We start from the raw sequence: 20,455 nt of genomic DNA, 5'->3' as shown, positions 1-20,455 counted from the left end.
GTCCGGCCTCCCGGTAACGGCTGCCTAGCGTTCCAGTGACCGATCGGCCCAGCCTTCGTTCCCCCGGACGGGGGATCAGGCACGGGAAAACGGATCAGAACGAGGTGTACGCCCATGGAGGCCCCGCCGGACAACGACGTGCTGTGGGCACGCTCCCTGCACTTCAGTCACCAGGACGGCTCGCCGGCTCTGGCCGGTGTCTCGCTCGGCGTGCGCGTGGGCGAGATTCTCGCCGTCAGCGGCCCGCGCGGCAGCGGCAAGACCACGCTCCTCAAGTGCCTGTCGGGTGTCGTCCGGGCGCAGCAGGGCGAGGTCTGGTTCAACAGCGCGCCGGTGCACACGCTGGGGCCGATGGAGCGTGAACGGCTGCGCCGCGACCGGTTCGGCTGGATCGACCCGGTCCCCGTGCTCGTACCGGAGCTGAACGTCTGGGAGAACGCCGCCCTTCCGCTGATGCTGCGCGGCACCAGCCGCCGCCGGGCCAAGGTGGCCGCGCTGGAGTGGCTGGAGCGCCTGGACGTCGGCGACCGGGTCCGCAAACGCCCGCACGAACTGCAGCAGGCCGAACGCCAGCGCGTCTGCATCGCCCGTGCGCTCGCCCCGGGGCCCACGGTCCTGTTCGCGGACGAGCCGACGGCCCCGCTGCACCGGGCCGACCGCGCCCATGTGCTGCGCACGCTCACCACGGCGGCACGCTCGCACGGCATCACCGTCGTGCTGGCCACGCACGACTCCGACACCGCGGCCCTCGCCGACCGCACGTTCCCGCTGCTCGACGGGCGGTGCGTGCGGACCGTGCACCTGCCGGAGGCCCCGGAGACGGAGGGCCGGGCCGCGTGCTCGCTCTCCGCCTGACCCGAGCAGCCCGGCCCGCAGTCCAGCTGCGCCGCCTGCTGGTGGCCACGGCCTCGGCGGGCACCGGCTTCCTGCTGCTCGGCGCCCTCGGCTACGCCCTGGGCCACCCGGGCACACCCGGCGCGGCCGCACTGCGCCTTGCCTGGTGCGCGGTCCCGCTCGCCGCCACGGTGTACTTCGCGCTCGCGGTGGCCCGCACCGACCCGGGCACCAGACCACGTCCCGGGCTCTCGGCCGTCGGCCTGGGTCCGGGCCGTCTGATGGTGATCTCGGTCCTGACCACCGCACTGTCGGCCGCCCTGGGCTCGATGGTGGCGCTGCTGGTCTTCCTCCATCTGCGCGGCGATCTGACGGGCCTGCCCTTCGACGGTGCGGCGGCCCGTTTCCTGGCCGCGGACCAGCCCCTGCCGGTGCCGGCGGCCCTGACCCTGCTGGCCCTCGTCCCGGCCCTGGCCACCACGACGGTGGCGATCGCCCTGCGCCCCAGGGACCCGCGCCCACCGGCCAGGGACATGCCCGCGTTCGAGCGCTTCCGTACGCACGGGCGCTCGGCGGTGCGGGGGACGTTCGGGGCCTCCGGGCGGTTCGGGGCCCGCTCGAGTGCCCCCGTACGGAAGAAGGAGACCGCTGCGCGGCCTCCCGCCGAGCGTGCCGCGCCCGAGGTCGGCGATCCCGAGAGCCACGATCCCGAGGTCCTGGAACCGGACGACGGCGTACTCGGCGCGGTCACCGGCCCCCCGTCGCCCCGCGAGGCCCCCGCGGGCCTTCCCTGGGGCATCGCCACCGTCGCCGCGGGCCTCACCGTCCAGGCCTACGCGGGCGGCTCCGGCCACGCCACCGCCCTCACCGACCTGCCCGTCGAGGCCTTCGCCGTGCTGGTCGGCTGGATCCTCACCGCGGTCGGGCTGGTCATCGCCTCCCCCGGCCTCACCCACCTCTGCGGACGCCTCCTCCAGTCGGTCCGTCCCGGCGCCCTCAGGCTGCTGGCCGGCCGGATCCTCATGGCGGAGGCCACCCGGATCGGCCGCCCCCTCGGCGTGGTCTGCGCGGTGGCGTCCGCCACCTACGCCCTGACCGCCCTGTACGGCGGACCCGCCCCCTCCTTCGGCCCCCTGACCACCCTCGGCGCGCTGGTGGTCACCGGAAGCACGGTGGCGACCCTGCTGACGGCGGCCGTCGAGGCCCGGCAGTGCCGCGCGGACACCACCGCCGCGCTGCTGCGCCTCGGCGCCCCTGCCACGATGCTGCGCAGTGCCGTCGCCCTCCGTGCGGCCGCCCTGCTCGCCGTGTTCGGCCCGCTCACCCTGGTGATCGCCAATCTGGCGGCGCTGCCGATGACCCGCTGAACCTCGTACGAAAACAATCTCCGGCCGCCGATGAGTTTTCCGGCGGCCCGGCGTCTACCCCGGCGAACGACAGCAAGCGTGCACGAACCCGAGGGAGAGACATGTACCAGCAGATGATCTTCGTGAACCTGGCCACCGACGACGTCGAGGCGTCGAAGAAGTTCTTCACGGAACTCGGCTACACCATCAACCCCCAGTTCAGCACCGACGACTGCGCCTGCGTCGTGATCAGCGACACGATCATCGCGATGCTGCTCGGCAAGCAGCGCTACGCCGGCTTCACCAAGAAGGAGATCGCCGACTCGACGAAGTCCAGCGAGGTGCTGCTGTGTCTGAGCGCCGAGAGCCGCGAGAAGGTCGACGAGCTGGTCGACCGGGCGATCGCGGCCGGTGGCACGGCGAGCGGTGAGACCCAGGACCACGGCTTCATGTACGGCCGCGCCTTCGACGACCTCGACGGCCACACCTGGGAGGTCATGTGGATGGACCCGGCAGCGGTTCAGGGCTGACCCCAGCGGGCCGAACACCCGTGCCTGGCATGGGCGGGTGCACCCGACACCCGCCCAGCCCGACCGTGCCGCCCACGACCGCGGGATCGGGTCGCTCGCCGGGTTCGACGAGGTCGTCGCCGAGCACGGCTCGCTCGCCCGGATCCGCCTCCGGGCCGTCGATCTGACGGACCGTACGAAGGCACCGCTCTTCCTCGACACCACCGGCGCCGTCTTCCTCGGCTGCCCGATGGGCCCCGAGGCAGCCGCCCGCATACGCTCGGCCGGCGCCCTGGTGTTGCCGCCGGTCCCGGGCTTCCCTTCGCCCCGTACCGCGGCTTCGTCCACACGTCCGACGAGTTGTTCGAGTCGCCGGAGGAGGGCTTCCAGACGACGCCGGACGCGCAGGCGTACGCCTGGTTCCAGCGCCACGGCCGACGGTGACGTCTTCGCCTCGATGCCGCGCGCGATCCATGACGACGCCGTCTCCGACGCCCTGGACGAACTCCTCGTCGACGCCCGCGTGGTGGGCGACGGGGGCGATGGGGGTACCTCCCGCGCGAGCTGGTTCGAGCGCGGGGGAGGGCGGCCACGCGACGGCCCGCGGTACGGCCGCGTACGCCGGAGCCGCCCGGCCGGGCCGCGAGCCGGCACGCGCCGGGTTCACGGTCACCGGCGGCGGACCCGGCGCGATGGAGGCGGCCGGCCTGGGCGCGTACGCCGCCCCCTTCACCGACGGCATGCTGGAGGAGGCGCTCGAACTCTCCGCCAGGACACCCTCGTTCCGGCCGTCGGGCACCGACCGGGCGCGGGCCGCCTTCGTGGTGCGCGAACGCCGGCCCGGCGGCGGGGCGTCGGTGGGCATCCGCACCTGGTTCTGCGGCCACGAGCCGCCGAACGCCGTCGCCACGCACATCGCCGAGTACTTCGCCGACGCCACCCGCGAGGACGGCCTGCCGGCCCGCTCCAGCGCCGGAGTGGTGTTCCTGCCGGGCGCCGCCGGCACCGTACGGGAGATATTCGACAACGCGACGCCGAACTCCTACGAGTCGCGGGGCGAGCACACCCCCATGGTGCTGGTGAACGAGGAGCACCGGACGCGGGAGCTGCCGACGTGGCCGCTTCTGCGGTCGTTGGCCCAGGGACGCGCGATGGAGTCCCGTATCGCCCCGGTTGACCGGATCGAGCAGGCTCCGGAGGCGTTGAAACGTCCGCGAGGTTAATAAGCAGGCAAAGCCAACGGCGGTCGGGGGCATATGCATTGACACTCCTTATGGAGCGCTTATAAACCTGTGAGTCTCTTGGGGGTGCTGGGACCTCACCTCATGCGTTGTCCCGTCTCCCCCTAAGCCCCCCCGCAGTTATGCACTCTGTAAAGGACAAACGTGTCCATAACTCGCCGCAGCGCGCGTCGTTCCGTGCGCATCCTGGGTGTAGCCTCCGCCTCCGCCGCGCTGGCCCTCGGTGTCGCCGGCCAGGCGCTCGCGTGCAACATCAGTGAGTTCTCCGCCGAAGCCACGTGCGACGGCAGCCAGGGCGTCATCGTCGTCACCGACGTGGACCGCTCGGGCACCCCCGCCACCATCACCGTGTTCTCGAAGACCGACGCCGGTGTCGAGACGCAGGTCGGCCAGCCGCAGGACGTCAAGGGCTCCGCCGAGGGCACCAAGGTGACCTTCCAGGAGGACTGGAAGCCCAACGCGACCTACCGCGTCCACGTCAAGGCCGGCAACCGGGTCGACGAGGACATCAAGCCCGACCTGGTGACCCCGTCCACCGCCTGCAAGAAGGAGGAGTCCCAGACTCCGACGCCGCCGGCCAGCCCGACTCCGAAGCCGTCGAAGTCGACCCCGGCCGCGACCCCGACCCCCTCGGACTCCGAGAGCAGCTCCGCCCCGGCGGGCACGTCGAGCAACGCACCGTCCCCGGCTGCCGATGACTCGAACCTCGCCGAGACCGGTGCGAACTCCAACACCGGTCTGATCGCCGGTGTCGCGGGTGCGCTGGTCGTCGTCGGCGGTGGCGCCGTCTACTTCGGCATGCGCCGCCGTGGAGCGAAGAGCGCCGGCTGACGCCGCACTTCGCACACCGCTCGTACACCGCTGCGGCCCGTCCCCGTATCCCCGGGGGACGGGCCGCAGCCGTGTTCAGCCGAAGGAGGCCCGCTCCAGCCAGAACTCCAGCAGCTCACGCTCGCCCAGCACCTCCAGGTCGGGGTGGTCCAGCGGCAACCGGCGGTAGAAGGCGAGCAGGAGCGGGGTGAGCGGGCCGCGCAGGGCGACGGTGGCCTTCTCGTGGCCGCGGCGCCAGCTCACCCCCTCCTCGCCCAGCTCGATCAGCCACTCGGCGTTCAGATCCGGGCCGGTGTCGGTGGCGTGCAGGTGGATGCTGCGGCCGGGGCCGCGCAGCTCCTCGGCGCCCCGGTCCGTCGTGTTCCGCTGCGCCCACTCCACCACCTGGAGCCATTCGTCCAGCGCGTCCGCCGCGATGTCGGGGGCGACCTCGTAGGGCAGCCCGGCCGTGAGCGTGGCGTCGGCCCGGTGCACGGTGATCTCGTTCGCCATGCGGCGGGCCCAGAAGCCGGCGCTGGGGCTCCCGGCCCAGCTCCACACCACGGTGTCGGGCCCGGCCTCACGCAGGGCGTCGACGACCAGCTCGCCGGTCTCCGCCAGCCACTTGTCCAGGGCCGCCGCGTCGCCCCGCTCCCCGGGTCCCGCAGCGAGCGGGACCCTCTCCTCCGGGATGTTCTCCTGCGCCCGGCTGCGCACCAGGGTGTCCACCCAGCGCAGGGCTCCGCCCATGTGGCGCACGAGGTCCTCCAGCGACCAGTCCGGGCAGGTCGGCACGGTGGCGGCGAGGTCCGTTCCGGAGGTCACCACGGCCCTCAACCGGCCCACCTGGTGGGCGATTTCGTCGCAGTAACGGTCATGTGCGAGCAAAGTCATGCCCTCACCCTAGGGCGCGCCGATCACCCGAGCACGACGATTTCCGCCCCGTCGAACGCGACCCCTGCCTCGGCCCCCACGTCCGGCGCGTCGCGGAGCGCGCAGGCCGCCTCAAGACGCGGGCCGCCGTCGCGGGGCCGGAGGCCGACGGCCACATGGGTGCCCCTGAAGGTGCGGGCGGCCACCGTGCACGGCAGCCCCTCGTCGGCCGCCACGAGTCGTACTCCGGCGGGCCGGACCAGGAGCGAGCGGTTGCCCTGGGGTGAGCCGTCGGGCACCGGCAGCTTGCCCCACGGGGTGTCCGCCGCCGCGTCCGCGACGGTCGCCGGGACCACGTTGTCGAAGCCGAGGAAGCGGGCCACGAACTCGTCCGCGGGCCGCTGCCAGACCTCCAGCGGAGTGCCGGACTGGGCGATCCGCCCGTCGCGCATCACCACCACCCGGTCGGCCAGCGCGAAGGCCTCGCCCTGATCGTGGGTGACCGCGAGCACCGTCGTACCCAACCGGCCGAAGAGTTCCCGGAGTTCGACCACCAGCCGTTCCCGCAGGGAGCGGTCCAGCTGGCCGAGCGGTTCGTCCAGCATGAGCAGCCGGGGCCGGGGCGCCAGCGCCCGGGCCAGGGCCACCCGCTGCTGCTCACCACCGGACAGCCCGGCCACGGCCCGCCGGGCGGCGCCCGGCAGCCCGACCAGCTCCAGCAACTGCTCCGTCTCGGCGTCCCGTCCGCTCTTCGGCACCCCGTGCATCCGCAGCCCGAAGGCCACGTTGCCGCCGACGTCCCGCTGCGGAAAGAGCTGGTGGTCCTGGAACATCAGCCCGACGCCCCGCCGGTGCGCCGGCACGCCGGCCTGGTCCCGGCCGTCGAGCAGCACCCGTCCCACGTCCAGGGGCTGCAGCCCGGCCACTGCCCTGAGCAGCGTCGACTTGCCGCTGCCGCTGGGGCCGAGCACACACACCACCTCGTGCTCGGCGATGTCGAGGTCGACCGCGTCGAGCACGGGCCGCCCGCCGAAGCGCACGGTCGCGGCCTCCAGGCTCAGCAGCATCAGAACTCCCCCGTCCGGTCGGTGCGCAGCCGCTCCAGGACCAGCAGCGCGGCGGCGCACACCGCCATCAGAATCGTCGACAGGGCCATCGCCTGCCCGTAGTTGAGGTCTCCGGGCCGGCTCAGCAGCCGGGCCACGGCGACCGGCAGCGTCGGGTTGTCGGGCCGGGCGATGAACACCGTCGCCCCGAACTCCCCGAGGGACACGGCGAACGCGAACCCGGCCGCGATCAGCAGCGCCCGCCGCACCAGCGGCAGATCGACCTCCCGCCACACCCGCCAGGGCGAGGCCCCGAGCACGGCGGCCGCCTCCCGCAGCCGTCCGTCCACCGCCCGCAGCACGGGCAGCATGGTCCGTACGACGAAGGGAGCGCCCACCAGCGCCTGGGCGAGCGGGACCAGGATCCAGGACTGCCTGAGATCCAGCGGGGGCTTGTCCAGCGCGATGAGGAAACCGAAGCCGACCGTCACGGCGGAGACGCCGAGCGGCAGCATGAGCAGCGCGTCGAAGCCGCGCACCAGCCGTCCCGCGTCCCGTCGGGCCAGCGCGGCGGCGGCAAGGCCCCCGATCAGCACGGCGATGGCGGTGGCGGCGACGGCGTACTCCAGCGAGGTCCACACGGCGTGCAGGGGCGCCACGAGGAAGGTGCCGCCGTCGGAATCGGTCAGCGCCCGGTAGTAGCCGAAGCCGGGCGCGTCCAGGGAGCGCTGTACCAGCACCGCGAGGGGCAGGACCAGCAGCAGGGCGATGGTCACGAGGACCCCGGCGAGCAGCGCCCACTGCCCGGCCCCGCGCGGCCGACGGGCGGTCACGGAGGCGTCCACCAGACGCAGCGCGGTCTCCCGCCGCCGTACCGTCCAGGCGTGCACGGCAAGGATCGCGCCCACCGCGACGAACTGGACGAGGGTGAGGACGGCGGCCGTGGACAGGTCGAAGACCTCGGAGGTCTGCCGGTAGATCTCCACCTCGAGGGTGGAGAACGTGGGCCCGCCGAGGATCTGCACCACGCCGAAGGAGGTGAAGGTGAACAGAAACACCATCAGCGAAGCCGCGGCAACGGCGGGTACGAGAGCGGGGAGCGTCACCTTCCGCCAGGCCCGCAGCGGGGACGCGCCGAGCATCCGGGCGGCCTGCTCCTGCCGGGGATCGAGCTGGGCCCACAGCCCGCCCACCGTGCGGACGACGACGGCGAAGTTGAAGAAGACATGCGCCAGCAGGATCGCCCACACCGTGGTGTCCAGACGTACGCCCCACAGGTCGTCCAGCAGTCCGCCGCGCCCGACCAGCGCCAGGAAGGCGGTTCCGACGACGACGGTCGGCAGCACGAACGGGACGGTGACGACGGCCCGCACCAGCTGCTTGCCCGGGAAGTCCAGGCGGGCAAAGACATAAGCGGCGGGCAGGGCGAGCAGCAGGGTGAGCGCGGTGGAGGCGAGTGCCTGCCAGGTGGTGAACCACAGCACATGCCGGAGGTCGGGCTGTGTGACGACCTCTGCCACCCGCCCGAACTGCCAGACACCGTCCGTCTTCAGCCCGCGCGCGACGATCGCGGCGACGGGCCAGGCGAAGAACACCGCGAAGAACGCGACGGGCAGGGCCATGAGTCCCAGCCGCGCCGCGTTCCCGCGCATGCGGCCCCTGGCTACTTCAGTACGAGCGACGTCCACGACTTGACCCACTGGTCACGGTTTGCGGCGATCTTGGCGGGCGCCAGGGTCTCGGGGTTCTTGGCCTGCGGGCCGTACTTCGTGAACTCCGGCGGCACCTGGGCGGCTTCCCGCACCGGGTAGACGAACATCTTGAGCGGCATGTCGTCCTGGAACTCCTTGGTGAGCAGGAAGTCGAGGAACGCCTTGCCGCCCTTGGTGTTCTTCGCGTTGCTCAGCAGTCCGGCGTACTCGGTCTGCCGGAAGCAGGTGCCGTACGACACCCCGGTCGGGGCGGTGCCGGGCCGCTTCTTGGCGTAGATCACCTCGGCGGGCGGGGAGGAGGCGTACGACACCACGAGCGGACGGTCGCCGCCCGCCTTCCTGCCCTCGGACGAGCCGGAGAACTCCTGGTAGTAGGCCTGCTCCCAGCCGTCGACGACCCTGACGCCGTTGGCCTTGAGCTTCTTCCAGTAGCCCTGCCAGCCCTCGTCGCCGTACTGCGCGGCGCTGCCGAGCAGGAAGCCGAGGCCGGGCGAGGAGGTGGCCGCGTTCTCGGTGACGAGGAGGTTCTTGTACTCGGGCTTGGCGAGGTCGGCGAAGGTCTGCGGCGGGGTCAGCTTGTGCTCGCTGAAGTAGGCCTTGTCGTAGTTGACGCAGATGTCGCCGGTGTCGACGGGCGTGACACGGTGCTTGGCCTGGTCGACCCGGTACTGCGGCAGGACCAGGTCGGTGCCCTTCGCCTCGTACGGCTGGAAGAGGCCGTTGTCGAGGGCCCTGGACAGCAGGGTGTTGTCGACACCGAAGAAGACGTCGCCCTGCGGGTTGTCCTTGGTCAGGATCGCCTTGTTGACGGCCTGCCCGGCGTCGCCGCCGGGCAGGACCTTGACCTTGTACCCGGACTGCTTCTCGAAGTCCTTGAGCACGTTCTTCGACACGGACCACGAGTCGTGGCTGACGAGGGTCACGGTCTTGGAGTCCGAGGACCCCGTGGCGTCCGTCGATCCGCAGCCGGTCAGGGCGGGCAGCGTGACGAGGCCGAGCCCGACCGCCACGGCCGCGAGGGTCTTGTTGTGCACTGGATGTCCTCCTGGGGTTGGCCAGGAAGAGACGCGGCCCTGCCCGGGCACCGCGAGGGAACCCGGGCAGGGCGCAACAGCTTGAGTGATGACCGAACTTCCTACCCAGAATGACCTGGGCGAGGTTCAGAGGGTCTGCGGCCCGGTTGCCGCACTCTCAGCGCTGTGGCGCTCCCCTGTCGGAATATGAAGTTGTACGTACGGGCTCAGGCTACCGCTCGGTGGCCGCCAGCTGGCCACAGGCCCCGTCGATCTCCTGCCCCCGGGTGTCCCGGACCGTGACCGGCACACCGTGGGCGGCGATCGCCTCCACGAAGGCCTTCTCGTCCTCGGGCCGCGAGGCGGTCCACTTCGATCCCGGAGTAGGGTTCAGCGGAATGAGGTTGACGTGCACGGGCTTGCCCTTGAGCAGCCGCCCGAGCCGGTCACCGCGCCAGGCCTGGTCGTTGATGTCGCGAATGAGGGCGTACTCGATGGAGAGCCTGCGCCCGGACTTCTCCGCGTACTCGAGCCCGGCGTCCAGCACCTCGCGCACCTTCCACCGCGTGTTCACGGGGACGAGGGTGTCGCGCAGCTCGTCGTCGGGGGCGTGCAGGGAGATCGCGAGCCGGCACTTGAAGCCCTCGTCGGAGAACCGGTGGATGGCGGGCACGAGCCCGACCGTCGACACGGTGATGCCGCGCTGCGAGAGCCCGAGCCCGTCCGGCGCGGGATCGGTGAGCGCCCGGATCGCACCGACGACCCGGTTGTAGTTGGCGAGCGGCTCCCCCATCCCCATGAAGACGATGTTGGACAGCCGCGCCGGCCCACCGGGGACCTCGCCGTCCCGCAGCGCCCGCATCCCGTCGACGATCTGATGGACGATCTCGGCGGTGGACAGATTCCGGTCGAGCCCCGCCTGCCCGGTCGCACAGAACGGGCAGTTCATCCCGCACCCGGCCTGCGAACTGATGCACATGGTGACCCGGTCCGGGTACCGCATCAGCACCGACTCCACGAGCGTGCCGTCGAACAGCCGCCACAGCGTCTTGCGGGTGGTGCCCTGGTCCGTCGACAGATGCCGTACGACGGTCATCAGCTCCGGGAGCAGCGCCTCGCGCAGTCTGTCCCGCGAGCCGGCCGGGATGTCGGTCCACTGCTCGGGGTCGTGCGCGTACCGCGCGAAGTAGTGCTGCGAGAGCTGCTTGGCACGAAACGGCTTCTCGCCGATCTCGGCCACGGCGTCCTTGCGCTGGGCGGGCGTGAGGTCGGCGAGGTGCCGCGGCGGCTTCTTGGCTCCGCGGGGGGCGACGAAAGTGAGTTCTCCGGGCTTAGGCATGGCTGTACCAGTGTCGCAGATCCAATTGGGTGGCCCGGGGCCCCGGCCCGGGACGGAGGTCATTGGCCGGTGGTCACTGCTCGTCCTGAGCCTGTCGAACGGCCGGGGGACAGCCCGGAGGCGGTGCGGGGACCGCCCGGAGGCGGTGCGGGGATCGCCCGGAGGCGGTGCGGGAGCGGCCCGGGGACGGCACGGCTCGCCCCTCCCCGCGAACACCCGCATCAGCAGCCACAGCCGCCCCGCGTGCCCTCGGCCGTCGACTGCCCGGTACCGGAAACCCGCTTGGCCGGGCTCCCGGGCCTCCCTACTCTGACGGCATGCCTCCCGCCAAGACCTCGTACGTCTGCCTGTCCTGCCGGGTCTCGTACAAGCAGTGCTACGACCCGTGGCGGGAGCGGATCTGTCCGCGCTGCGCGGGCGCGCTGAGGTACGCGGGCTCGGCCTTCGCCGCGCCCCGGAAGCGGGACCGGGCCGCCTGGCGGACGCTCACCGTCCTGCTGAACGCGGGCGTGGGTTTCCACAAGAGCTGTTGCGGCGGCCCCGGCTACCGCCCCCGTACCCGGCGCGAGATTCGCGAGCGGCTGATGTACGCCCGCCGTACCGGAGAGCCGGCCGAGACGGTGCTGAGCGGGGCCGACCTGCCATGACGGGTCCGCAGGCCCTGACCCGGCTCGTCCCGCCGCCGGAGCGGCCGATCGACGCGCACGGGGACTGGGCCGACGTGGAGGCACGGCTCGGGGTACGGCTGCCGGCAGACTACAAGCAGCTGGTCGAGAGGTACGGCCACGGCGAGTTCTGCGACTACCTGTATCTGCGGACACCGTTCGGGCCGGGCCCGCACAACGGCCTCCGGTACGACGACGGCCTGCTGGTCTGGGGCACCACGATGGACGCCGACCGGCTGTGCTGGCGCACCGAGGGGGACCCGGAGGAGTGGCCGGTGGTGGTCCGCGGATCCGGCGGCACCGGACGGGAGGAGTTCGCACCGGGCGCGGCCTGGTTCGTCGAGGGGTGGGTGACGGGCGGGGTGCGCTCCGCGGTACTGGCCGGCATGGAGCCGGACCTCGCGCCCTGGTTCAACGCCTTCCGGCCCAGGCTGCACCGGTGCCTGCGCCTGTCCGAGGGCCCCCGGCCGTACGCCGAGCGGCTGCGGATACTCCGGGACGTGCTGGCGCCGACCGCTGACCGGGGGTCGTGGCACGACGAGGACGGGGTGCACGGCCAGGACCACTTCGCGACCGTCGGCACGGACTGGCACCTCACCTACGACCACTCCCACCCGCACCAGATCCGCGTCTCCTTCCCGCCCGAAGACCGTACGAAGGCCCGTGACCGGCTCTTCGCCGCCGTACGCCTCATGGGCTGCACGGTCCTGGAGATCACCGCGGCCGATGGCCTGCCGCTGCCGGACTGGGACACCGACGACGTCTAGGCGGCACGGACCGCCCCCGGCCGGATACGGCAACGGGCCCCGCCCTTTCTCAGGACGAGGCCCAAAAAGCCGTGGCTCACGCGACGCACACGGCTCACGCGACGCACACGGCTCACGCGGAGCCGACGAACACCACCATCAGCAGCCACACCACCGGAGCCGTCGGCAGCAGGGAGTCCAGCCGGTCCATGATGCCGCCGTGACCGGGAAGCAAGGTGCCCATGTCCTTGATGCCCAGGTCACGCTTGATCATGGACTCGCCGAGATCGCCCAGGGTGGCGCTGGCCGCGACCGCGAGGCCCAGCAGCAGGCCCTGCCACCAGCTGCCGTCGTCGATGAGGAACTGCATGCACAGCGCCCCCGCGACCATGGCGAACAGCACCGCGCCGAGCAGACCCTCGCGGGTCTTGCCGGGGCTGATGCGCGGGGCGAGCTTGTGCTTGCCGAAGCGCCAGCCGACGGCGTACGCACCGGTGTCGCTGACGACCGTCAGCAGCAGGAAGGTGAGGACCCGCCAGGGGCCGTCGTCGGCGGTGAGCATCAGCGCGACGAACGTGGCCAGGAACGGCACATAGAACGCCGCGAAGACGCCCGCCGTGACGTCCTTGAGGTAGCCCTCGGGCGGCTCGGTCATGCGCCAGACCAGGACGGCCAGCGCCGTCAGGGCCATCGCGACCCACGCGCCCTCGGCACCCCGCACATACCCGGCGACCACCATCGCCGCACCGCCGACGGCCAGCGGCACGAGCGGCGCCTTGATGCCCTTGCGCTCCTGCAGCCTGCTGGTCAGCTCCCACAGGCCCACGACCACGGCGACCGCGACCACACCGACGAACACGGCCTTGACGACGAACAGTGAGGCGATGATCACCACACCGAGCCCCACACCGACCCCTACGGCCGCGCTCAGGTCACGGCCCGCGCTCTTCTTCTGCGGCGCGGGTGCCGGCTGCGGGGCGTCGGGCATGGGCTCCGGATTCTGCGTCGGACTCTGGGTGGGGTTCAGCGTCGGATACGGCGTCGGATACTGCGGCGAATGCTGCGATGCGTACTGCGGTGCGTAATGCGTCTCGTCTCGGAACAAGGAGCCGCCCGGCCGAGCGGCTCCCCGGTCGTCGTCCTGGTCTCCGCCGTACGCGGGTCCCTCGGGCACGATGGGCATGGGGCGAGTGTGCTGCGCCTCAGGCGCATCGTACGCGGGACCCGCCGGGGCAGCCCCCTGGACAGGCCCACCCTCGGTGGACCCCCAGTACCCGGCCTGCCCCGTCCGCGGCGGCGCCCCCCAGGAAGAGTCGCTCATCAGACTTCGAGCAGCTCCGCTTCCTTGTGCTTCAGGAGCTCGTCCACCTGAGCGACGTACTTCGCGGTGGTGTCGTCCAGCTCCTTCTCCGCACGGCGGCCCTCGTCCTCGCCGATCTCGCCATCCTTGATCAGCTTGTCGATGGTGTCCTTGGCCTTGCGGCGCACGGAACGGATGGAGATCTTGGCGTCCTCGCCCTTGGTCTTGGCGACCTTGATGTAGTCGCGGCGGCGCTCCTCGGTCAGCTCGGGGAACACCACCCGGATGATGTTGCCGTCGTTGCTGGGGTTGACGCCCAGGTCGGAGTCACGGATCGCCTGCTCGATGTTGCGCAGCGCGCTCTTGTCGAACGGGGTCACGACCGCCATGCGCGGCTCCGGCACGGAGAACGAGGCCAGCTGGTTGATCGGCGTCAGGGCACCGTAGTAGTCGGCCACGATCTTGTTGAACATCGCCGGGTGCGCACGGCCGGTGCGGATCGCGGCGAAGTCCTCCTTGGCGACCACGACGGCCTTCTCCATCTTCTCCTCGGCCTCGAGGAGGGTCTCTTCGATCACCACTTGCTCCTGCGTGTCTTGAGTAAGGCCCGGCTGCGGTTCCTTGTCGGGGCGGCGGCCGGCTGCGTCGCGTCTTCTTCCTGCACGGTTCCCGACCGGCAGGACATTGTCCATCCCCCGGCCAGGGCGCGTCCCGTCCGTCCCCCGGACAGGTGTCGCACCCCGGGCGACGGGGGTGTGCCGGTCAGGCCTGGCTGCCCTGGTCACCCACCAGCGTGCCGATCTTCTCACCCTTGACGGCCCGGGCGATATTGCCCTCCGCCAGCAGCTCGAACACGAGGATCGGCAGCTTGTTGTCGCGGCACAGGGTGACGGCCGTGGCATCGGCGACCTTGAGGTCGCGGGTGATGACCTCGCCGTAGCCGAGGGCGTCGAACTTGACGGCGTCGGGGTTGGTCTTGGGGTCGGAGTCGTAGACCCCGTCGACACCGTTCTTACCCATGAGCAGCGCCTCGGCGTCGATCTCCAGAGCGCGCTGGGCTGCGGTGGTGTCGGTGGAGAAGTACGGCATTCCCATGCCGGCGCCGAAGATGACCACGCGGCCCTTCTCCAGGTGGCGCACGGCACGCAGCGGGATGTACGGCTCGGCGACCTGCCCCATGGTGATGGCGGTCTGCACGCGGCTGTCGATGCCCTCCTTCTCCAGGAAGTCCTGGAGGGCGAGGCAGTTCATCACGGTGCCGAGCATGCCCATGTAGTCGGAGCGGGCCCGGTCCATGCCACGCTGCTGCAGTTCGGCGCCGCGGAAGAAGTTGCCGCCGCCGATGACGACCGCGACCTGTGCGCCGTCCCGGACGACGGCCGCGATCTCGCGGGCGATCTTGTGCACCACGTCCGGGTCCACGCCCAGGCCCCCGCCGCCGGAGAAGGCCTCTCCGGACAGCTTCAGCAGAAACCGGCCGTGTACTTTGCCGTCGTCGCTCTTCTGGGCCTTGGTGGTCATGGAGATCCCGCCTCTTTCACGTGTTGCACATACGAAGAAGGCCATTGCCGGTGGGGTCGCTTTTCGCTCCCATACGCGGCAATGGCCTCCTCGTCAGATCTGCTGCCGTCCGCCACGTGCCTGGGTGTGGCGGTGTGCGCGGACGACTGCTGTCGACCCTATCGAGATTTCTCCGCGGGTCGCGCGTCGATCGCGGTACGGACTCAGATGCCGACCTTGATGCGCGAGAAGCGCGTCAGGGTGACACCGGCCTCGTCCAGAACCTTCTGGACCGACTTCTTGTTGTCCAGCGCGTAGGGCTGGCCGAGCAGGGTGGCGTCCTTGAAGAAGCCGTTGAGACGACCCTCGACGATCTTGGCGATCGCGGCCTCGGGCTTGCCCTCGGCGCGGGTGGTCTCCTCGGCGATGCGGCGCTCGGACTCGACGACGTCGGCCGGCACCTCCTCCTTGGAGAGGTACTTCGGCGCGAAGGCGGCGATGTGCTGCGCGATGCCCTTGGCGACCTCGGCGTTCGGCTTGTCCAGCTCGACGAGGACACCGATCTGCGGGGGCAGGTCGGGCATCGTGCGGTGCATGTAGGCGGTCACGAAGCCGTTGGAGAACTGCGCGAAGCGGTCCAGGACGATCTTCTCGCCGAGGTTGGCGTTGGCCTCGTCCACGAACGCCTGGACGGTCTTGCCGGGCTCGATCTCGGAGGCGAGCAGGGCCTCGAGGTCGGCCGGGGAGGACTTGGCGACGTGCTCGGCGATGGCCATGGCGGCGGCCTGGAACTTGTCACCCTTGGCGACGAAGTCCGTCTCGCACTTCAGCTCGACCAGGACGCCGGAGGAGTTGTCGTCGGCGATGATGGAGACCACAGCGCCGTTCTCGGCGGAGCGGCCCTCGCGCTTGGCGACGCCCTTCTGGCCCTTGATGCGCAGCGCCTCGACGGCCTTCTCGACGTTGCCGTCGGCCTCGTCCAGCGCCTTCTTGCAGTCCATCATGCCGGCGCCGGTGAGCTCACGGAGCTTCTTGACGTCGGCGGCGGTGTAGTTCGCCATGAGTCTGTGAGTCTTTCTCGAAGTCTGGAAGATCTTCAGATCCGCACGATCTGCAATCCACATGTAGCCGCGGATCGCGGACACGGTGCCGACCTACGGGTGAACAGCGGGGGCGGACTTCATGTCGCCGCCCCCGCTGTCAACACTGACGTCAGGCCTGCTCGCCCTCGGCGGCGTTCTCGCCCTCGACAGCCTTCTCGGCCTCGGCGGGAGCGGCTTCGGCGGCCGGAGCAGCCTCAGCGGCGGGAGCAGCCTCAGCAGCCTCAGCGGCCGGAGCAGCCTCAGCGGCGGGGGCAGCCTCGGCGGCCGGAGCCTCGTCCTTCTTCTCACCCTCGAGCAGGTCGCGCTCCCACTCGGCCAGCGGCTCGCCGGCGGCCTTCTCGCCCTTGCCCTCGGTGGCGACACGGGAGCGGGAGATGAGGCCCTCGGCGACCGCGTCGGCGATCACGCGGGTGAGCAGGGTGACGGAGCGGATCGCGTCGTCGTTGCCCGGGATCTTGTAGTCGACCTCGTCGGGGTCGCAGTTGGTGTCGAGGATCGCGACGACCGGAATGTTCAGCTTCCGGGCCTCACCAACGGCGATGTGCTCCTTCTTGGTGTCCACGATCCAGACGGCGCTGGGCACCTTCTGCATCTCGCGGATACCACCGAGGGTCTTCTCCAGCTTGGCCTTCTCGCGGGAGAGGACCAGCAGCTCCTTCTTGGTCAGACCGGAGGACGCGACGTCCTCGAAGTCGATCTGCTCAAGCTCCTTCAGGCGCTGCAGACGCTTGTAGACGGTCGAGAAGTTGGTGAGCATGCCGCCCAGCCAGCGCTGGTTGACGAAGGGCATGCCGACGCGGGTGGCCTGCTCGGCGATGGCCTCCTGCGCCTGCTTCTTCGTGCCGACGAACATGACCGTGCCGCCGTGGGCGACGGTCTCCTTGACGAACTCGTAGGCGCGGTCGATGTACGACAGCGACTGGAGCAGGTCGATGATGTAGATGCCGTTGCGCTCGGTGAAGATGAAGCGCTTCATCTTCGGGTTCCAGCGACGGGTCTGGTGACCGAAGTGGACGCCGCTCTCCAGCAGCTCCCGCATCGTGACGACGGCCATGGCCGTATCTCCTTGAATTTCTCGGTTGTGCCGCGGGTGCCGGATGGCTCCCGCGCCTGACGCCCGCGATGCGCCGTGCCACGAGGGACCGAGGGGCGCTGATACGAACCGTCTCCGGATGTCGTATCGGGGCGTGCGAAGTCGACCCGGTGACCCGGATCGCCAGAAGAAGTGTACGGGACCGGCGAGGCACCGGGTGACGCCGCTCTCCACAACCCGTGAGTAGTCCACAGATCCCGGCCATGATCGGCGGGGTACGGGAGCGTTGTCGCATGCGACGAGTGATGCGATGCGTGGCCCTGCTGTGGGCGGTTCTGCTGCCGGTGTCGCCAGCGACGCTGTCGGCTCCCGTGGCCCGGGCGGACACGCCGGACCCGGCGCCCCCGCCCCCGGCGAAGGCCCAGCAGATCCCCGTGGGCCCGGTTCCGGCCATCGGCCGCGCCTGGCCGGTGGGCTCCCGACCGGTGGTGCTACGGGGCTGGGAACCACCGGCGACGGTGTACGGACCCGGGCACCGGGGCGTGGACCTGGGCGCGCCACCCGGCGCTCCGGTACGGGCAGTGGCGGCCGGCCGGGTGTCCTTCGCGGGCCGGGTCGCGGGGCGCGGCGTGGTGTCGGTGGAGCTGGCGGGCACGGGGCTGCGGACGACATACGAGCCGGTGAGTCCGTCGGTGCAGAAGGGGGCCGATGTGCGGTCGGGTGAGGTGGTGGGCACGGTGGAGGCCACCGGGTCGCACTGCCCTGGCACATGCGTGCACTGGGGCCTCCTGAGGGGCGAGACCTATCTGGACCCCTTGGCCCTGCTGCCGCCGTGGCTGCTGCAGCGGGGGCCGTCGAGGCTGCTGCCCGTTCTGCGCGTACCGCTGCCCGCCTAGCTGAGGGCGGTCGCACCTGCCTGGCTGCGGACGGTCGAACCCGCACGGGGGCGGGCGATCAAACAGGCATGGGGGCGAGCGATCAAACCGGCATGGGGGCGGGCGATCGAACCGGCATGGGGGCGGGCCATGGAACCCCCATGGCTGCGGGCGGTCGTGGCTCCCCAGGTGCCCTGCGTCGACCTCAGCCCTTCACGCCCCGCAGAGCCATGGCCACAGCGGCGTCCGTGATCACCACGGGATCTTCCGCGGCCCCCAGCTCGATCCGCCGCACGGCCGCGTCCACAACCCCCTGCAGCAGCATCGCCGCCAGCCGGGGCTGCCCGTGCCCCATCTCTCCCAGCGCCTCGACGACCATCGCGACCAGTCCCCCGTGCGCGGCCCGGATCTTCTCGCGTGCCCCCGCATCCAGCTCGCTCGCCGAGATCGCCACAACAGCCCGGTGCCGCCGGTCCCCGACCAGCGCCAGCTGCTGACGCACATATGCCTCGACCTTGTCCTCGGCCGACGAGGCCCGCTCCATCGCCGCCGCGACCTCCGCCGCCCACACGGGGAAGTCGACCTCGCACAGCTCCTCGACCACGGCGGCCCGCGAGCGGAAGTACTCGTACACGGACGACCGTGCCAGCCCCGTGCGCTCGGCCAGCGCGGGAAAGGTCAGCGCTTCGGTCCCGCCCTCGGACAGCAGGGACCGAGCCGCGTCCAGCAGGGCGGCTCGCTGCATCGACCGGTGCTCGGCCACGGAGGCCGCTCGAATCCTTGGCACGTCAACCACTTTACGGACACGCCACCCCGGAAGGGAGGACTCAGCGCCCGAAGCTCGCCAGCTTCGCCCGCAGCTGGAGCACCGACTTGGTGTGGATCTGGCTGACCCGGCTCTCGGTGACCCCGAGCACATTGCCGATCTCGGCGAGGGTGAGCCCCTCGTAGTAGTAGAGCGTGACGACGGTCTTCTCCCGCTCGGGCAGCGTGTTGATCGCCCGCGCCAGGAACCGCCGCAGTTCGCGGTCCTCCGCCACCTCCACGGGATTGTCGGCGGCGGTGTCCTCCAGCGTGTCCATGAGGCTGAGCCGGTCCCCGCCCTCGCCGCCGACATGCAGCAGCTCCTCCAGGGCGACCACGTTGGCCAGCGACAACTGACTGAACACGGCATGGAGCTCGTCGACCTCCATGCCCAGCTCGACGGCGACCTCCCCTTCCGTCGGCGTCCGCCGCAGCCGTGCCTCCAGGGTGGCGTAGGCACGCTCGACGTTGCGCGCCTTCTGCCGGACGGACCGGGGGATCCAGTCCAGCGCCCGCAGCTCGTCGATCATCGCGCCCCGGATCCGGGTGATCGCGTAGGTCTCGAACTTGATCTCCCGGTCGATGTCGAACTTCTCGATCGCGTCGATCAGCCCGAACACCCCGGAGGAGACGAAGTCGGCCTGCTCCACATTGGGCGGCAGGCCGACGCTCACCCGGCCCGCCACGTATTTGACGAGCGGCGAGTAGTGCAGGATCAGCTGCTCCCGCAGCCGGTCGTCCCCCGTCGCCTTGTACGACCGCCACAGTTCGTCGAGCGTCGAGGGAGCGGGCGGCCGCACGCTGCCACCGCCGCGGGCGGCTGGGGGGATCGCCGCCCGGTCGGACCCGGAGGTGTGCTGGGGCATTCGTCGCCTTGTGCCGTTCTGCCGTGAAGTGCCGTGATCTGCCGTGAAGTGCTGCGGAGCGAGGGAATGAGCGGGGGTGGGGTGAGGTGGGTGTCCGTGGGGTGAAGGGGGATGCCTGGGTGAGCTGTCGGTCTGATGTCGAGTTGGCGCGGTCTGCGCCCGGACTTTCGTGAGCGTAGCGTGACTGAGGAGTCGCGGTGCGCGAACAATGAGGGTCCACCCCTGCGCGGGCCCCTTCCGCCGACCGCGGCGCAGCGCTCCGCAGCTCGCTCTGCGTGACCGGACAGGGGCGCCAACTCCGGGAAATCCCAAGGGCGTAGGGGGTTCCCCCGGACGGCCGTACACGCTCGGTCAGCATGGACCGCGACCGGCCCGGGCCGAGATCAACGACTGGCGTGTCAACTTCCAGCCATCGCCGTGTCGTTCGACGTAACCAAGTGCTCGGAGTTCGTACAGTCTCGCGATCGCGTCGTCCGGCGTGGTGCGCGCGCCGCACGCGATCTCCTGCGCGGGGGCCGCCCGGCTTGCGGGCAGGGCGGCGAGGACGTCGCGGGCGGCCGGTTCCAGCAGGTCACGCGGGAGTACGGGCCCACGCCGGGGCGGGGCGAGCTCCCCCATGTCGCCCACGAGTTCGACGACGTCCGCGGCATCGGTGACCAGGACGGCCTCGCCGCGCAGCAGTTCGTGCACCCCGGCGGAGAGACCGCTGGTGACGGGCCCGGGGAGACCTGTTCCGGCGGGCACCTCTTCTTCCTGGATCTCTCCCCCGGTCAGAACGCGCGGGTCAACTCGACCCTCCACCCGGAACGGCGGCACCAGGGACGGCACCCACACCGGCTG

General features: G+C 71.1%; 19 protein-coding genes, 2 pseudogenes and 1 riboswitch. Of the genes and pseudogenes, 8 read left to right on the top strand and 13 right to left on the bottom strand.

Going from position 1 to position 20,455, the window contains the following annotated elements; all coding sequences use genetic code 11:
- Positions 1-114 precede the first annotated feature (114 nt).
- From ACIRU3_RS22295 to ACIRU3_RS22275, 5 genes and pseudogenes are all read left to right on the top strand, one after another.
- Positions 115-855, top strand: a complete 741-nt coding sequence (locus tag ACIRU3_RS22295; protein WP_404058734.1) for an ABC transporter ATP-binding protein — start codon at positions 115-117, stop codon at positions 853-855.
- Positions 837-2,201, top strand: coding sequence for a hypothetical protein (locus ACIRU3_RS22290; protein WP_404058733.1), 1,365 nt, complete (start codon positions 837-839; stop codon positions 2,199-2,201). The genes ACIRU3_RS22295 and ACIRU3_RS22290 overlap by 19 nt, the downstream gene beginning before the upstream one ends.
- A 101-nt stretch (positions 2,202-2,302) precedes the next feature.
- Entirely contained in the window at positions 2,303-2,710 is a 408-nt protein-coding gene (locus ACIRU3_RS22285) for a VOC family protein (RefSeq protein WP_404058731.1), read from the top strand.
- A 37-nt stretch (positions 2,711-2,747) separates the two neighbouring features.
- Positions 2,748-3,912 (top strand): annotated as a pseudogene (locus ACIRU3_RS22280) (LOG family protein).
- Positions 3,913-4,074: 162 nt separating this feature from the next.
- Positions 4,075-4,761, top strand: coding sequence for an LAETG motif-containing sortase-dependent surface protein (locus ACIRU3_RS22275; RefSeq protein WP_404058729.1), 687 nt, complete (start codon positions 4,075-4,077; stop codon positions 4,759-4,761).
- 75 nt (positions 4,762-4,836) lie between these two features.
- Here the strand turns inward: ACIRU3_RS22275 and ACIRU3_RS22270 are convergent, their stop codons facing one another.
- The 5 genes from ACIRU3_RS22270 to rlmN all read right to left on the bottom strand — a co-directional run bounded on the left by ACIRU3_RS22270 (position 4,837) and on the right by rlmN (position 10,723).
- Positions 4,837-5,634 carry a maleylpyruvate isomerase family mycothiol-dependent enzyme gene (locus tag ACIRU3_RS22270; RefSeq protein ID WP_404058727.1) on the bottom strand — a complete coding sequence of 266 codons (798 nt, stop codon included), beginning with the start codon at positions 5,632-5,634 and terminating at the stop codon, positions 4,837-4,839.
- Between the two features lie 23 nt (positions 5,635-5,657).
- Positions 5,658-6,680 carry an ABC transporter ATP-binding protein gene (locus tag ACIRU3_RS22265; protein WP_404058724.1) on the bottom strand — a complete coding sequence of 341 codons (1,023 nt, stop codon included), beginning with the start codon at positions 6,678-6,680 and terminating at the stop codon, positions 5,658-5,660.
- On the bottom strand, positions 6,680-8,281 hold the full coding sequence (locus tag ACIRU3_RS22260) for an ABC transporter permease (RefSeq protein ID WP_404058943.1): 1,602 nt from the start codon (positions 8,279-8,281) through the stop codon (positions 6,680-6,682). The genes ACIRU3_RS22265 and ACIRU3_RS22260 overlap by 1 nt, the downstream gene beginning before the upstream one ends.
- A gap of 41 nt (positions 8,282-8,322) precedes the next feature.
- Entirely contained in the window at positions 8,323-9,405 is a 1,083-nt protein-coding gene (locus ACIRU3_RS22255; protein ID WP_404058722.1) for a thiamine ABC transporter substrate binding subunit, read from the bottom strand.
- Between the two features lie 80 nt (positions 9,406-9,485).
- Positions 9,486-9,593: riboswitch (TPP riboswitch) on the bottom strand.
- Positions 9,594-9,616: 23 nt separating this feature from the next.
- Complete coding sequence (rlmN, locus tag ACIRU3_RS22250; protein ID WP_404058720.1) at positions 9,617-10,723, bottom strand: 23S rRNA (adenine(2503)-C(2))-methyltransferase RlmN; 1,107 nt, start codon at positions 10,721-10,723, stop codon at positions 9,617-9,619.
- 317 nt (positions 10,724-11,040) lie between these two features.
- Here rlmN and ACIRU3_RS22245 point away from each other — a divergent pair, with 317 nt between their 5' ends.
- Together ACIRU3_RS22245 and ACIRU3_RS22240 are read left to right on the top strand one after the other, a co-directional pair.
- Positions 11,041-11,370, top strand: a complete 330-nt coding sequence (locus ACIRU3_RS22245; RefSeq protein WP_404058718.1) for a deoxyxylulose-5-phosphate synthase — start codon at positions 11,041-11,043, stop codon at positions 11,368-11,370.
- On the top strand, positions 11,367-12,155 hold the full coding sequence (locus tag ACIRU3_RS22240) for an SMI1/KNR4 family protein (RefSeq protein WP_404058716.1): 789 nt from the start codon (positions 11,367-11,369) through the stop codon (positions 12,153-12,155). Before ACIRU3_RS22245 ends, ACIRU3_RS22240 begins: the two co-directional genes overlap by 4 nt.
- 112 nt (positions 12,156-12,267) lie before the next feature.
- Here the strand turns inward: ACIRU3_RS22240 and ACIRU3_RS22235 are convergent, their stop codons facing one another.
- The 5 genes from ACIRU3_RS22235 to rpsB all read right to left on the bottom strand — a co-directional run bounded on the left by ACIRU3_RS22235 (position 12,268) and on the right by rpsB (position 17,091).
- Positions 12,268-13,455 (bottom strand): phosphatidate cytidylyltransferase, encoded by a 1,188-nt coding sequence (locus ACIRU3_RS22235; protein ID WP_404058714.1) that lies wholly within the window; start codon positions 13,453-13,455, stop codon positions 12,268-12,270.
- A complete protein-coding gene (gene frr, locus ACIRU3_RS22230) occupies positions 13,455-14,012 on the bottom strand; it encodes a ribosome recycling factor (RefSeq protein WP_404058712.1) in 558 nt (185 codons plus the stop codon). Before frr ends, ACIRU3_RS22235 begins: the two co-directional genes overlap by 1 nt.
- A 184-nt stretch (positions 14,013-14,196) precedes the next feature.
- Positions 14,197-14,955, bottom strand: a complete 759-nt coding sequence (pyrH, locus tag ACIRU3_RS22225; protein ID WP_404058710.1) for a UMP kinase — start codon at positions 14,953-14,955, stop codon at positions 14,197-14,199.
- A 203-nt stretch (positions 14,956-15,158) separates the two neighbouring features.
- Positions 15,159-15,995 (bottom strand): translation elongation factor Ts, encoded by an 837-nt coding sequence (gene tsf, locus ACIRU3_RS22220; RefSeq protein WP_404058708.1) that lies wholly within the window; start codon positions 15,993-15,995, stop codon positions 15,159-15,161.
- Between the two features lie 151 nt (positions 15,996-16,146).
- The gene (gene rpsB / locus ACIRU3_RS22215; RefSeq protein ID WP_404058706.1) at positions 16,147-17,091 is read right to left on the bottom strand and encodes a 30S ribosomal protein S2; all 945 of its coding nucleotides are present in this window, start codon (positions 17,089-17,091) and stop codon (positions 16,147-16,149) included.
- 272 nt (positions 17,092-17,363) lie between these two features.
- Here rpsB and ACIRU3_RS22210 point away from each other — a divergent pair, with 272 nt between their 5' ends.
- Positions 17,364-17,966, top strand: a complete 603-nt coding sequence (locus ACIRU3_RS22210; protein ID WP_404058704.1) for a murein hydrolase activator EnvC family protein — start codon at positions 17,364-17,366, stop codon at positions 17,964-17,966.
- A gap of 184 nt (positions 17,967-18,150) precedes the next feature.
- Here ACIRU3_RS22210 and ACIRU3_RS22205 read toward each other — a convergent pair whose 3' ends face one another.
- From ACIRU3_RS22205 to ACIRU3_RS22195, 3 genes and pseudogenes are all read right to left on the bottom strand, one after another.
- On the bottom strand, positions 18,151-18,708 hold the full coding sequence (locus ACIRU3_RS22205; RefSeq protein WP_404058940.1) for a TetR/AcrR family transcriptional regulator: 558 nt from the start codon (positions 18,706-18,708) through the stop codon (positions 18,151-18,153).
- A 64-nt stretch (positions 18,709-18,772) separates the two neighbouring features.
- Positions 18,773-19,615, bottom strand: a complete 843-nt coding sequence (whiG, locus tag ACIRU3_RS22200) for an RNA polymerase sigma factor WhiG (protein WP_404058702.1) — start codon at positions 19,613-19,615, stop codon at positions 18,773-18,775.
- A gap of 351 nt (positions 19,616-19,966) precedes the next feature.
- Positions 19,967-20,344: pseudogene (locus tag ACIRU3_RS22195) on the bottom strand (DNA-protecting protein DprA); the annotation flags it as partial.
- Between the last annotated feature and the right edge of the window lie 111 nt (positions 20,345-20,455).

The organism is Streptomyces sp. NPDC101151, assembly GCF_044768335.1.
Lineage (GTDB): Bacteria > Actinomycetota > Actinomycetes > Streptomycetales > Streptomycetaceae > Streptomyces.
Note: the sequence above shows the minus strand (reverse complement) of the source record. Positions and strands in the feature narration are given on the sequence as shown.

Coding starts and splice junctions, on each gene's coding strand:
- tsf (WP_404058708.1), bottom strand. CDS start 15,995: ATGGCGAACTACACCGCCGCCGACGTCAAGAAGCTCCGTGAGCTCACC.
- ACIRU3_RS22295 (WP_404058734.1), top strand. CDS start 115: ATGGAGGCCCCGCCGGACAACGACGTGCTGTGGGCACGCTCCCTGCAC.
- ACIRU3_RS22265 (WP_404058724.1), bottom strand. CDS start 6,680: ATGCTGCTGAGCCTGGAGGCCGCGACCGTGCGCTTCGGCGGGCGGCCC.
- pyrH (WP_404058710.1), bottom strand. CDS start 14,955: ATGACCACCAAGGCCCAGAAGAGCGACGACGGCAAAGTACACGGCCGG.
- ACIRU3_RS22260 (WP_404058943.1), bottom strand. CDS start 8,281: ATGGCCCTGCCCGTCGCGTTCTTCGCGGTGTTCTTCGCCTGGCCCGTC.
- rpsB (WP_404058706.1), bottom strand. CDS start 17,091: ATGGCCGTCGTCACGATGCGGGAGCTGCTGGAGAGCGGCGTCCACTTC.
- ACIRU3_RS22240 (WP_404058716.1), top strand. CDS start 11,367: ATGACGGGTCCGCAGGCCCTGACCCGGCTCGTCCCGCCGCCGGAGCGG.
- whiG (WP_404058702.1), bottom strand. CDS start 19,615: ATGCCCCAGCACACCTCCGGGTCCGACCGGGCGGCGATCCCCCCAGCC.
- ACIRU3_RS22285 (WP_404058731.1), top strand. CDS start 2,303: ATGTACCAGCAGATGATCTTCGTGAACCTGGCCACCGACGACGTCGAG.
- ACIRU3_RS22245 (WP_404058718.1), top strand. CDS start 11,041: ATGCCTCCCGCCAAGACCTCGTACGTCTGCCTGTCCTGCCGGGTCTCG.
- ACIRU3_RS22210 (WP_404058704.1), top strand. CDS start 17,364: ATGCGACGAGTGATGCGATGCGTGGCCCTGCTGTGGGCGGTTCTGCTG.
- rlmN (WP_404058720.1), bottom strand. CDS start 10,723: ATGCCTAAGCCCGGAGAACTCACTTTCGTCGCCCCCCGCGGAGCCAAG.
- ACIRU3_RS22270 (WP_404058727.1), bottom strand. CDS start 5,634: ATGACTTTGCTCGCACATGACCGTTACTGCGACGAAATCGCCCACCAG.
- ACIRU3_RS22235 (WP_404058714.1), bottom strand. CDS start 13,455: ATGAGCGACTCTTCCTGGGGGGCGCCGCCGCGGACGGGGCAGGCCGGG.